Here is a 12,101-nt window from a genome sequence, read left to right on the forward strand (position 1 = left end):
CCGCGCCATGCGCCTGCTGCTGGTCGAAGACGACGCCATGATCGGCGAGGCCGTGCAGGACCTGCTGCGCGCCGAGCACCACGCGGTGGATTGGGTGCGCGATGGCCCGCAGGCCGACGCCGCCCTGGCCGCCCAGGCCTACGACCTGGTGCTGCTGGACCTGGGCCTGCCCGGGCGTGACGGCCTGCAGGTGCTGCGCGACCTGCGCGCACGCCGCGACCGCACGCCCGTGCTGATCACCACCGCGCGCGACGCCGTGGCCCAGCGCGTGCAGGGCCTGGACGCCGGCGCCGACGACTACCTGCTCAAGCCCTTCGACATGGACGAGCTGCTGGCCCGCATCCGCGCCCTGGCGCGGCGTGCCGCCGGCGGCGACGAAACCTACGAGCGCGATGGCGTGGCCATCCACCCCGCCACGCGCCAGGCCAGCGTGCACGGCCAGCCGGTGCTGCTGTCGGCGCGTGAATGGGCCGTGCTCACGCCGCTGCTGGCGCGCCCCGGCGCCGTGCTGTCGCGCGCCCAGCTGGAGGACAAGCTCTACGGCTGGGGCGAGGAGATCAGCAGCAACGCCGTCGAGGTCTACATCCACGGCCTGCGCAAGAAGCTGGGCGCGGGCCTGATCGTCACCGTGCGAGGCGTGGGCTACATGGTGCCGCCAGCGGCGGCGCGAGCGCCATGAGCGGCCGGGCCACGCACTCGCTGCGCGCGCGGCTGCTGCTGACGCTGCTGGTGGCCATCGCCCTGGGCGTGCTGGCGCAGGCGGCGCTGGCTTGGCGTGCGGCGCTGGCCGAGGCCGACGCGCTATTCGACCGCCAGATGCAGCAGACGGCGCAGGCGCTGCGCCCGGGCCTGCCGGCGTGGGGCCTGCGCGAGTACAGCGACCCGCTGGTGCCGGGGCAGGAGAGTTCGGAGTTCGTGGTGCAGGTCTGGACGGCCGACGGCCTGCGCATCTTCGAGTCCAACATCGGCCTGGGCCTGCCGCAGCGCGCCGTGCTGGGCTTTTCCACCGTGCAGGCGGGCGGCAGCACCTACCGCGTGCTGTCCGTGGCCACGCCGTTGCAGGTCATCCAGGTGGCGCAGGACATGGCCGTGCGCCGCGCGCTGGCGCGCCAGCTGGCGCTGGGCACGGCCTGGCCTATTGCGCTGATGGCGCCGCTCTTGGCGCTGGCCGCCTGGTGGGCCGTCAGCGGCTCGCTGGCACCGGTGGAGCGGGTGCGCCGCCAGGTGGCCCAGCGACGGGCAGACGAGCTGTCGCCCGTGGACGGCGCCGGCCTGCCGGCCGAGGTGCGGCCACTGGTCGATGAGCTGAACCTGCTGCTGGCGCGCATGCAACAGGCGTTCGAGGCGCAGCAGCACTTCGTGGCCGATGCGGCGCACGAGCTGCGCTCGCCCCTGGCGGCGCTGCGGCTGCAGGCCCAGGCACTGGCGCGCGCCGACGACGAGGCCGCGCGCGAGCGCGCCGCCGCGCGGCTGACGGCCGGCATCGACCGGGCCACGCGCCTGGTCGAGCAGCTGCTGGCCCTGGCGCGCCAGGAGGCGCAGGCCAGCGGCGCGCCCCCGCAGCCCCTGGTGCTGGCCGAGCTGGTGCAGCGCGCGGTGATGGACGCCGCCCCGGCGGCGCACGCGCGCGGCATCGACCTGGGCCTGGTGCCGCTGGAGGGCGAAGCGGCCGGCGCCCAGGTGCGCGGCCACGCCGAGGCGCTGGCCATCCTGCTGCGCAACCTGCTGGACAACGCCGTCAAGTACGCACCCGAGGGCGGCACCGTGGACGTGGCGCTGCAGGCGCAGCCGGATGCTGTGGTGCTGACGGTGGACGACGACGGCCCCGGCATCCCCGAGGCCGAGCGCGAGCGCGTGCTGCAGCGCTTTCACCGGGCGCAGGCCGGCAGCGGCACGGCCGTGGCCGGCAGCGGCCTCGGCCTGGCCATCGCCCAGGCCATCGCCCGCATGCACGGCACGCAGCTGCAGCTGCAGACGGCGCCACAGCTGGGCGGCCTGCGCGTGCGGCTGGCGCTGCCGCGCGCGCCATAAAAGAAGCGGCGGCCCGCCTAGGACCGCCGCTGCAACTCCTGTTTTGATAGCTGCCAGTGCTTGACTGGCAAGCGCTGGAGCCTGTTTTGACCTTGAAAAGCGGCAGGGCCTCAGCGACCGGCGCCGCCCACCTTGTAGACGCTGTCGTCCTTGGCGCCCGTCACCTCCAGCACCCCCACCGCACCCTTGCCGGCACGCGACAGGGCGTGGTCCACCAGGGCGTACTGGCCGGGGTACTCGACCTTGAACTCGACGATGGTCGCGCCGCCGGGGGCCACCAGGGTAGTCTGCACGTCCTTCTTGACCGAGCTGATGGAGCCTTCGCTGTAGACCTTGTCGAAGATCTCGCCGATCACGTGGAAGGACGAGATCTTGTTCGGGCCGCCCACGCCGAAGTAGATGCGCACCGTCTCGCCCACCTTGGCCGTCAGCTTGTGCTCCTTGGTCAGCGAGCCCACGGCGCCGTTGAAGACGTAGTAGTCGGGCAGCTCGGCGGCCATCTTGTCCAGATCGGCCTCCTGGTGCGTCTTGGCGCCGTGCGGGCGGGTGGTGTACATGTCGCCCTGCATCACGTAGTACTCGCGGTCCACCTTGGCCAGGCCTTCCTCGGGTTCGACCAGGATCAGGCCGTACATGCCGGCGGCGATGTGCTGGGGCACCAGCGGCGTGGCGCAGTGGTAGACGTACAGGCCGGGCTTCAAGGCCTTGAAGGTGATGGTCTTCTCCTGGCCCGGGGCGACCTGGGTGTGCTCGCCGCCGCCGTGCCCGCCGGTGACCGAGTGCAGGTCGATGGAGTGGATCATCTTGCTGTCGCGGGCGTTGGCCAGGGTCAGCTCGACGCTGTCGCCGACGCGGGCGCGCAGCATGGGGCCGGGCACCTTGCGGTCGAACGTCCAGTAGGTGAAGCTGGTGCCGTTGTCCAGCTTGCCGTTCAGCTCCACCGTCTCCATGCGGTACTTGAGCAGCTGCGGGGCGCGGTTGCCGATGGGGGCGGGCACGGCGGCCGGATCCATGGCGACGCTGATGGCGGCGGCATCCGCCGGGCGCGAGGCCGGTGCGGTGTACAGCTGCGCGCCGCTCAGGGGCGAGACCTTGGCGGCCGTGGGCGCGGCGCTCTTGCCGTTGCCAGGCACGGCCTCGAAGGTGCCTTCCATGCCGATCTGGCGGTGGCCCGGGATGGTGCAGTAATACGTGAAGCTGCCGGCCTGCGTGACCGTGAAGCGCACCGTGACGGTGCCGGTGCTGGCGTCGAACTTGGGCGACTGCACGCCCAGCTCGGCAATGGCCAGGTCGTGCTGGGCGCCTTCGCCGCTTTTCAGCACGATCTCGACCGTGTCGCCCACGGCGGCGCGCAGCACCGGATTGGCCACGCCGTGGTCATCGACGAACACCATCTTGCCGTCGACGATGCCGGTCTCCAGCACGAAGCGTTTGGCGGCGGCGTCTGCAGAGGCGGTCTCAACGGGTGCGCTGACGGCGGCGGGAGCGGGGTGGCCCTGGCTGGCGTGTTGCCCGGCCAGTGCTGCGAAGGCCAGCGTGCCGGCGCACAGGGCGGCAGCGGCAAAGGCCAGGGGCTGACGGGGGAACGAACGGGGGGCTTGCATGGTGACCTTCCTTGTGAAGATGAACTTTCGGTGTCCCCTCTGGCCGGCTGCGTGTGCATCGGTGGAGACGGTTGCTATGGTATTTAAATGTGAATGAAAAATGAACATTAAGACGCGGATTGCTTGATCTTCGTCAAGCAAGATGCTGGGCGGCAGTGAGCGGTTTTTACCAAAAAGTGCCTGAAATGCTTGATGGACAAGCGCTGGAAGCTATGTTTTGAATAGCAGCCGGCGCGGGAACTGCGCGCTCCTTTGAGCGGCCGGCGGGGCCCGCTATGCTCGGTGGCCATGCCTGCGCTCGCCTGCCCGTGCCATCCCCATCGCCGGTCCCCGCCCGGAGGCCGGGCGTGATCCGCATCGCGCTGCTGTCCGGCCTGGGCCACACCATCGTGGTCGTGCTGGGCCTGCTGATCTACGTGCTGGCCACGCGCATCAACCACCAGCGGCGCCATCCCTCGGCGGCGCTGGGCTGGGTGCTGGGCATGGTCATGCTGCCCTACGTGACGCTGCCGCTGTTCTTGCTGTTCGGCGTGCGCAAGTTCGCCCGTCCCGGGCGCCGCCACCATTGGCAGGAGGCGCCGCCCGTGGGCGAGGGCCCGCCCTGGGCGGCGCAGCTGCTGGCCGGCATGGAGGTGCCGCCCGCCGTGCGCAACACCCACATCGTGTTGCACCGGGACGGCGCCGACGCGCTGGACGGGTTGCTGGCCACCATCGCCTCGGCGCGCCAGCAGCTGGACGTGAGCACCTACGTCTTCGCCCACGACGAGATCGGCCGCCAGGTCTCGCGCGCGCTGCTGAGCGCCGTACACCGCGGCGTGGCCGTGCGCCTGCTGGTGGATGCCGTGGGCAGCCTGCAGACACCCCCCGGCCTGCTGCGCGCGCTGGCGCGCCAGGGCGTGCAGGTGCGCCGCTTCATGCCGCTACTGCACAACCCGCTGCAGGGTCGCACCAACCTGCGCAACCACCGCAAGCTGGTGGTGGCCGACGGCAGGCGCCTGTGGAGCGGCGGGCGCAACCTGGCCTGCGAGTACTTCCTGGACCGGCCCGGCCGCCCGGCCTGGGTGGACCTGAGCTTCGAGGTGCACGGCCCCGTGGCCGGGCACGCCCACATCCAGTTCGGCACCGACTGGCGCATCGCCCAGGGCCGCATGCTGCGGCGCATGCGCCGTGCCCCGCACATGCCGCTGCTGCCCGCGCCCGAGCACGGCGCGTTGGCGCAGTGGATCGCCAGCGGCCCGGACCATGCCGATGACACGGTACATGCCCTGCTGATGGCCGGCGCCTTCCATGCGCGCCAGCGCATCGTCGCCGTCACGCCGTACTTCGTGCCCGACGACGGCCTGCTGGACGCCTGGTGCCTGGCCTGCCGGCGCGGCGTGCAGGTCAGCCTGCTGGTGCCGGCGCGCTCCAACCACCGCCTGGCCGACATCGCCCGCGAGCGCGCGCTGCGCCAGCTGGCGGCCGCCGGCGCGCGCGTGTGGCTGTCGCCGGCCATGCTGCACGCCAAGGCGGTGCTGATCGACGACGACCTGGCCCTGGCCGGCTCGCTCAACCTGGATGCGCGCAGTCTGTTCCTGAACTACGAGGCCATGACCGCGTTCTACGGCCAGGACGAACTGCGCTGGCTGTCCGGCTGGTGCCAGCGGCTCATCGCGCAGGCCCGGCCCTATAAGGCCCACGCCCCTTCATTGCCGCGCGATCTGCTGGAAGGCGTGGTGCGGGCGCTGGGCTTTCAGCTGTAGCGGCGCCGGCCTACAGCCGGGGCGGCGGGGCGCTCCTAACGTGCGGCTGCCGCGCACCGCCGCACCCCGAACAAAGGCCTGCCATGAGTCCCGCCACCCCTCCGCCGCCGCGCAAGGACGCGGCCCCGCCACCGCCTCCCACTGTGCGCGACGAAAAGCGCATCAAGCGCTACGTCGCCATCCTGCTGGTGGTCGTCGTGCTGGCGGTGCTGGCGTTCAACATGATGGCGCCGCGCGACCGCCTGCGTGCTCCGGACGAGGCCGGCACCCCGGCCGCGACCGAGCAGCGCCAGCAGCCCGCCACCACCGCCCCGGGCGACGGCACCTCGCAGCGCGTGACGCCCGAGGGCACCGACAGCCCCACGCCGCCCGGTCGCGAAGGCATGGGCGCGCCGGCCGGCGCCGCACCGACAACCCGCTAACGGGCCGCAGGCCGGCCGGCCGCCCCGCTGCCAAAGGCCGGGCGCACCGTGCAGTCGAACGGCCCCTGCAGCTGCTGCACGGCCGCCGCATAGCGCGCGGGCGTTTCGGCGGCGATGCAGTCGCGCGGCACCCAGACCTCGTGCCCCAGCATGCGCGCGTCGGTGGCCGAGAGCATCACGCACATGTCCGCCGCCCAGCCCACGATGACCAGCCTGCGCGTGCCCATGCGCGCCAGCAGGTGCTGCAGCGGCGTGGAATGAAACGCCGAGTGCTGGGGCTTCAGGATGACCAGGTCCTGCGGCGTGGGCGTGAGCAGCCGCGCGATGGCGCCGCGCCGGCCCGGCAGCATCTGGCAGGCGGCCAGGATGTCGCGGAACTCGCTGTGCCAGGTGCCGTAGTTGTCGTTGGCGTAGATGGCCGTCGCGCCGCGCGCGGCCAGGCGTTTTTTGAGCCGCGCCACGCGCTGCGCCGCATCCCAGGCACTGGGCAGCAGGTTCTCGGCCGCAGGAAAGTTCATGGGGTTGATGACGTCCACCAGCAGCAGGACCTGCTCGCTGTGGGGCAGCGGGGTGCTGGTCAGCGCGCGTGCGCGGCTTGGGGGCATGCGAAAGAACTCCGAAAGAGAGAGAAAACCAGGCGGGCTGTCCAACATAAGGCCGAGCCCGCGCACGCTCTGTAGGAAGGCCGCCATCGCCTGCCGGCGTGGTAGCGCGCGCAATGACGGCGCGCGCCTACGCGCCGCGCGCCGGCCCGCGGCTCCAATGGCCGCTGCCGGCCCGTCGGGCCATTCACCCCACGTAAAGGAGATTCCCATGGCCAAGCCCCGCTATGACCAAGCCCAGCTCAAGGATTTGCTGCTGCAGATGATGGAGACCGAACTCGGCGGCGAACAGGTCTACCGCGCCGCCATCGAATGCGCCATCAACGACGACCTGCGCAAGGAGTTCGAGGAATACCTGGAAGAGACCCTGACGCACCAGAACGTGGTGCGCAGCACCTGCGAGGCGCTGGGGATCGACCCGGACGAACAGGTGCCCTCGCGCGCCGTGGTGCGGCACATCGGCGAGTCGCTGGTGAAGGCCATCGCGCTGGCCCGCCAGGGCGGCGACCCGGCCGCCGCGCAACTGGTTGCCTGCGAGTGCGTGGTGCACGCCGAAACGAAAGACCACGCCAACTGGGAGCTGCTGGGCAAGGTCGCCGAGGTGGCCACGGGCGATGTCGGCAAGGCCCTGAAGCAGGCGCACGAGGCGGTGGAAAAGGACGAGGACCACCACCTGTACCACTCCAAGGGCTGGTGCCGCGAGCTGTGGATCGAAAGCCTGGGCATGCCGGCCGTGCTGCCGCCGCCGGAAGAGGTCAAGCAGGTGGAGACGGCCATCGGTGCCTCGCGCGCCGAGCAGCAGCGCGACGCCATGCTGTAAAGGCCGGCTTAGGGGCGCCTGATCGCCCCGCCGCCCTGGCCGCATCGCCCACAAAAAAAGCCCGCACTTGGCGGGCTGGTGTCAGGGCAGGGGCGCGTCACTTGGATTGGTTCTGGCCCTGGCTGCGCTGGCTGTTGCTGCCCTGCGCAGACTGGTTGCTGGCCTGATTGCCTTGCTGGCTGTTCTGGCCGGCGGCCTGCTGGGGCTGCTGCTGGCTCTTGGCCTGGTTTTGATTCTGCTGGTTCTGCTGGTTTTGCTGATTCGACTGGTTCTGATCTTGCTGTGCCATGTGGAACTCCTTGGTTGCCGCAGGCGGAAGTGCCTGCAGGTCTTCATTGAAGGCTCTTCAAAGGCAGCCGGTTGCCGGAGTGGTCCTACGAGGCGGTAGGAGGAGCGCAGTGCAGATGAGTAGTCACGCTCGACGGGCATGCCGGAAGGGTACCGGCCACAAGCACCAAAGCCCGCGTCAACGGGCTTTGTTTTGGGCGATCCGGGTGGCCGCGGCGCAGTGCCTGAGCGACCTTTGTGGGGACGCCCTATGGATACGCTATCTGGTCCCCCCGACAGGAATCGAACCTGTATCTGGCGCTTAGGAGGCGCCCGTTCTATCCATTGAACTACGGGGAGCGGCAAAGCCGGCGATTGTAAGCGGCGCGCAAAGGCCCTCATCGATGGGCTCGTTTGCTACGCTTTTCATAGCTACCAGCGCTTGCCGCACAAGCGCTGGAGCCACTTTTCATTGCCAATCAGTCGTAGCGCACCGTATAGATCAGGTCCACTGCGCTCTGCTCGCCCGTCTGCCCGCGCAGGGTCAGGCGCTTGGACAGGTCGTAGAAGATGAACAGGGTGCCCATGACGCCCGACAGGCTGCGCTCGTAGGTCACATACAGGTCGCGCGACAGGCGTTTGCCGAAAGTCAGGGCGGCGCTGGCGGCGCCTTCGCCCTGGCCGGGGCCCTTGAAGCCGATCTCGTCCAGGCCGATGCGCTGGGCGATGCCGCCGCCGCTCTTGTCGCCGCCGCCGCTCAGGAAGGCCAGCGCCGCCTGCTGCAGCAGCGCAGCCTCGGCGCCACCGGCCGCGGCGCTGCGGCCCAGCACCACCCAGGACAGCTTTTCCGCGTCCGGCAGCTCGGGCTCGGAATACAGACGCACGCGCGGCGCCTGGGCGCTGCCGGTGACCTGCACGCCCGCGCGCACGGCGATGTTGGGACGCAGGGCCAGCACGTCCAGGGCCGGATTGTCGTAGGGGCCGTTGAAGCGCAGCAGGCCGCTTTCCACGTCAAGCGCCTGGCCCCAGGCGCGGTAGCGGCCCTGGTCGGTGCGCACCTCGCCGGTCACGCGCGGGGTGCCACCGGTGGCGGCGCTGGAGCGGATGTCCAGCTGCCCGGTCAGCCGCGTGGTGATGCCGTGGCCCTGCAGGGCGAAGTCGTCGCCCAGGTTCAGGGTCAGGGCGATGTCGGGCGTGCGCGCGGCCTGCACGCCGCCTTGCTCGCGGGCCTGGGCGGCCTTGGCGTTCTTTTGCGCCTTCTCGGCGGCGGCGCGGTCCAGCGCGGCCGAGCGCACCACCACGTCGTCGCCCAGCGTGGGCGCGCCGGCCTCGGGCAGGATCAAGGTGGCGCGGTCGGTGGTCAGCTCGCCGCGCAGGGTGAACTGGCCGCCCTCCAGCCGTGCGCGCAGCTGGCCGGAGACGCTGACCTGCCGGTCGGCGCGCACCAGCACCTGCAGCGCCCGCGCCTGGGCGCGCACGTCCATGCGGATGCCGGAGGCGCCTGCCTGCTCGCCCGCGCCGGCCCAGGACACGGTGCCGCTGCCGCTCAAGGTGCCGCCGTCGGCCGGTGCGGCCGTGCGGTTGCCGCTGAAGCCGGCGATGCGCGCGCGGCTGCCGTGGCCGCCCTTGAGGTGCAGCTCGGTGATCTCCAGCTGCTGGCCCTGCAGCGTGGCGCGCAGGCGGCCGTCCTGCAGGTCCACGCCGTCCAGCAGCGAGCGCACGGCGAAGCGGTCGGCCGCCAGCTGGCCCGTCCAGCGCGGCGCGGCGCGGCTGCCCGACAGGCGGGCGTCGGCCGACAGCGTGCCCTGCACGCGCCAGCCCGGCGGGGCCAGCAGCGACCACACGCCGACCTCGGGCAGCTCGGCGTGCACGGTGGCGGCCAGGGGCGCGTCCTCGGGCCACAGCCAGCCACCCTCGGCGCTGCGCGCCAGCTGGGTGCTGCCTTCGGCCTGCACGCGGCCGGCGCGTTCGCTGTCCCAGGCCAGCCGGGCGCGCAGCGCCTGGCCCTCGGCCGACAGCTCCAGCACCGCTTCGCGCAGGCCGGCGGCGGTGGAGGCGCTGGTTTGCTCCTGCGGGCGGCCTTCGCCCTGGCCTTCGCCGCTGCTGCGCACCACGGTGACGGCCGGCGCGTCCAACGATTCGCCGGTGGCGATGCGCAGGTCGCCGCCGGTGCGGCGCACGCTGGCCTGGGCGCGCAGGCCGGCGGCGGTGGCGGCCACGTCCCAGCGTGCGGCCAGCAGCAGGTCGCCCGACACACCCAGGCGCGCCAGCGCGCCCTGGCCGTCGGTCTTGAAGGCGTCGGCCCAGGCCAGGGGCACGCCCTGCAGCTCGCCCTGGCTGGTCAGTTCCATGCCGCCCTGGGCGTCCTGGGCGTAGCGCAGCGGCTGCCAGCGCAGCGTGGCCTGGCCCGGCTGCGGGCCGCTCAGGCGCGCGGCGCCGGCGCCGGCCTGCACGGCCAGGCGCGGCGACTGCTGCAGGGCCAGGGTGATGGGCTCGTCCAGCTGCAGCGTCCAGGGGCCGGGCTGGCCCTTGGCGCTGGCTTGCACGCGCAGCTCGTTCACCTGCGCCTGCCACTCCCCGCCGGCGCCGTTGCCTGCGCGATGGCCGCCAGTGGCACGCAGGTGCAGCTCGGCCTGCTGATCCGGGCTGGGGCGCACCTGGCCGTCCAGCGCCAGCGTCAGGCGGGCCAGGCTGCCGCCGAGCGCTGCGCTGGTGCGCAGCAGCTCGATGGCCAGCGGGCCGGCGTCGGTGCCCGGCTGGGGCGCGCGCGACAGCTGCAGGCGCGGCGCCTGCAGCTGCGCCTGCAGCGTGAAGTCGCCGGCGCGCGCCTCGGGCTGCTGCGGCGCGGGCAGCAGGCCGGCGGCCTGCAGCTGCTGCTGGGCGGCGCGCCAGCCGCCGCGCCACTGGGCGTCCAGCGTGGCGTTGCCGTCCAGGCTGAAGCCGGCCAGCGGCACGGGCAGGGCGGCCAGCCAGGCCTGGGCGCGCGCGGCGTTGGCCAGGCGCACGGCCAGCGTGCCGCTGCCGCTGGCCGGGGCCAGCCGGCCGTCCACCTGGGCGGTGGCGCCGGGCACCTCGGCCTGCACGCGGCCGCGCGCGGACAGGGCCTGGGTGTCGATCTGCAGCCCGCTGGCGCGCACCTGGGCGCCCTGGGCCTGCAGCAGCAGCTCGGGCAGCTCGATGCTGTGGCCTTCCCAGCGGCCCTGCGCGGACAGGCGCTGCAGTAATAGCGGCGCGGGCTGATTGCCGCCGCGCGCGCGCTGGCGCGGGGCGCTGGCGCGCAGGTCGGCGGCAAAGCGCACGGCGCCGCCCTGGGCGCTGCCGCTGGCGCTGGCCGTGCCGGTCAGCGGCGCCGGCGCCAGGCGCGTGTGCAGCTGCGCCGGATCGACCCCCTGCACGCGGGCCTGGCCCTGCAGCGCGCCGCTGTCCGGGGTGAAGCTGCCCTGCAGGCTGACGCGGCCGCCGCCGGCCTGCAGCTCGGCGCCGGGCACGCTCCAGGTGCTGCCGTCGAAGGTGGCCTCGCCGCGCAGGGACTGCAGCGGCAGGTGCTGGCGGTCCCAGGGGCCGGGCTGGGCGTTGGCCAGGTCGGCGCTGATGTGCCAGCCGCCGCCCTCCACCGGCTCCACGCCGGCCTGGCCGGCCAGCCGGGTGACGGGCGCCTGGGGCCACAGCAGCGCCAGGTCCACGGCCTGCAGCGCGGCCTGGGCCTGCTGCAGCGGCTGGCTCGCCCAGGGGGCGATGCGGGCCTGCACGTCGGCCTGCATGGGGTCATCCTTGCCGGGCTCCTGCGGGCCGCTGCGCAGCTGGGCGGTGGCGGCCAGCAGCGCGTCGCGCCCGGCCAGGTTGCCGCTGACGTTGGCACTGGCCTGGGCGTGCAGGGTTTCTTCGCTGCCGGGCACGGCGGTGCGCAGGGCGCCCTGCAGGCTGGCGGCCAGCGGCATGGGGGCCAGGGCGCCCAGCGTGGCCTGCAGCGAGTAGCGGCCCTGGGCAACGGTGACGTGGTCGATGGTCAGCTGGTGCTCGTCGCCTGCGTAGCGGTAGCGGCCGGCCAGGTCGTCGATGACGAGGGGCTGGGCCGGCTCGCCGCGCCCGGCCCAGACCAGGTGGTCCACGCGAAAGGGCAGGTCCACCTGCAGCGGCAGCACCAGCTGCTGCAGCGGCTCGGGCGGGCCTTCGTCCTCCTGGGGTTCGCCGCGCGGGGTGAGCACGACGCTGGCGGCGTGCACCTCGCCCAGCTTGAGCTGGCGCGACAGCAGCGGCGCCAGCTGCCAGCCGATCGTGGCGTCGTTGACCTCGACGGCCAGCGTCTCGCTCTGCCAGCGCAGCCAGCCGATGTGCCCGCCGGTGCGCACCGAGCCGGTCACGTCCTTCATCTGCAGCTGCTGGCCGGCGGGCAGGTAGGCGGCGGCGCGGGTGAGCGCCGTGGCCAGCGAGGTGCTGCTTCCCGTCCACCACCAGGCCAGCGCGAGCAGCGCCACCAGCAGTACCAGCAGCAGCGCCAGGCCCCGGCGCACGAAGCGCCAGCGGCTCTTGCGCGGCGGCGCGGGCTTGGGAGCCACGGCGGCGGCGTAGGGGTCGGGGGACTGGTGCTTGGGCATCAAGGAAGAATCAAAATG

At 72.8% G+C, this 12,101-nt stretch carries 9 protein-coding genes and 1 tRNA gene; 5 read left to right on the top strand and 5 right to left on the bottom strand.

The window, feature by feature from the left end; genetic code table 11:
* Positions 1–7 precede the first annotated feature (7 nt).
* Positions 8–679, top strand: a complete 672-nt coding sequence (locus RT282_RS13395) for a response regulator transcription factor (protein ID WP_312303887.1) — start codon at positions 8–10, stop codon at positions 677–679.
* Positions 676–2,031: an ATP-binding protein gene (locus tag RT282_RS13400; RefSeq protein WP_313314913.1), complete on the top strand. Its 1,356-nt coding sequence runs from the start codon at positions 676–678 to the stop codon at positions 2,029–2,031. Before RT282_RS13395 ends, RT282_RS13400 begins: the two co-directional genes overlap by 4 nt.
* 110 nt (positions 2,032–2,141) lie before the next feature.
* Here the strand turns inward: RT282_RS13400 and nirK are convergent, their stop codons facing one another.
* Entirely contained in the window at positions 2,142–3,635 is a 1,494-nt protein-coding gene (gene nirK, locus RT282_RS13405; RefSeq protein WP_312303882.1) for a copper-containing nitrite reductase, read from the bottom strand.
* Positions 3,636–3,982: 347 nt separating this feature from the next.
* Between nirK and RT282_RS13410 the strand changes: the two genes are divergently transcribed.
* Positions 3,983–5,377 (top strand): phospholipase D-like domain-containing protein, encoded by a 1,395-nt coding sequence (locus RT282_RS13410; RefSeq protein ID WP_313314916.1) that lies wholly within the window; start codon positions 3,983–3,985, stop codon positions 5,375–5,377.
* An 83-nt stretch (positions 5,378–5,460) separates the two neighbouring features.
* Positions 5,461–5,799, top strand: coding sequence for a hypothetical protein (locus RT282_RS13415; protein ID WP_313082633.1), 339 nt, complete (start codon positions 5,461–5,463; stop codon positions 5,797–5,799).
* Here the strand turns inward: RT282_RS13415 and RT282_RS13420 are convergent.
* Entirely contained in the window at positions 5,796–6,404 is a 609-nt protein-coding gene (locus tag RT282_RS13420) for an isochorismatase family cysteine hydrolase (protein WP_313314919.1), read from the bottom strand. The two genes, RT282_RS13415 and RT282_RS13420, sit on opposite strands and share 4 nt — an antisense overlap.
* A gap of 208 nt (positions 6,405–6,612) precedes the next feature.
* Here RT282_RS13420 and RT282_RS13425 point away from each other — a divergent pair, with 208 nt between their 5' ends.
* On the top strand, positions 6,613–7,221 hold the full coding sequence (locus tag RT282_RS13425; RefSeq protein WP_312303871.1) for a hypothetical protein: 609 nt from the start codon (positions 6,613–6,615) through the stop codon (positions 7,219–7,221).
* Between the two features lie 97 nt (positions 7,222–7,318).
* Here the strand turns inward: RT282_RS13425 and RT282_RS13430 are convergent, their stop codons facing one another.
* The 3 genes from RT282_RS13430 to RT282_RS13440 all read right to left on the bottom strand — a co-directional run bounded on the left by RT282_RS13430 (position 7,319) and on the right by RT282_RS13440 (position 12,083).
* Entirely contained in the window at positions 7,319–7,510 is a 192-nt protein-coding gene (locus RT282_RS13430) for a hypothetical protein (RefSeq protein WP_313314921.1), read from the bottom strand.
* A 263-nt stretch (positions 7,511–7,773) separates the two neighbouring features.
* Positions 7,774–7,848 (bottom strand) — tRNA-Arg (locus tag RT282_RS13435).
* A 119-nt stretch (positions 7,849–7,967) separates the two neighbouring features.
* Entirely contained in the window at positions 7,968–12,083 is a 4,116-nt protein-coding gene (locus RT282_RS13440; RefSeq protein ID WP_313314923.1) for a translocation/assembly module TamB domain-containing protein, read from the bottom strand.
* Positions 12,084–12,101: the final 18 nt, after the last annotated feature.

Origin of the sequence: Pulveribacter sp. (assembly GCF_032079985.1) — a bacterium.
Taxonomy (GTDB): Bacteria; Pseudomonadota; Gammaproteobacteria; order Burkholderiales; family Burkholderiaceae_C; genus Melaminivora.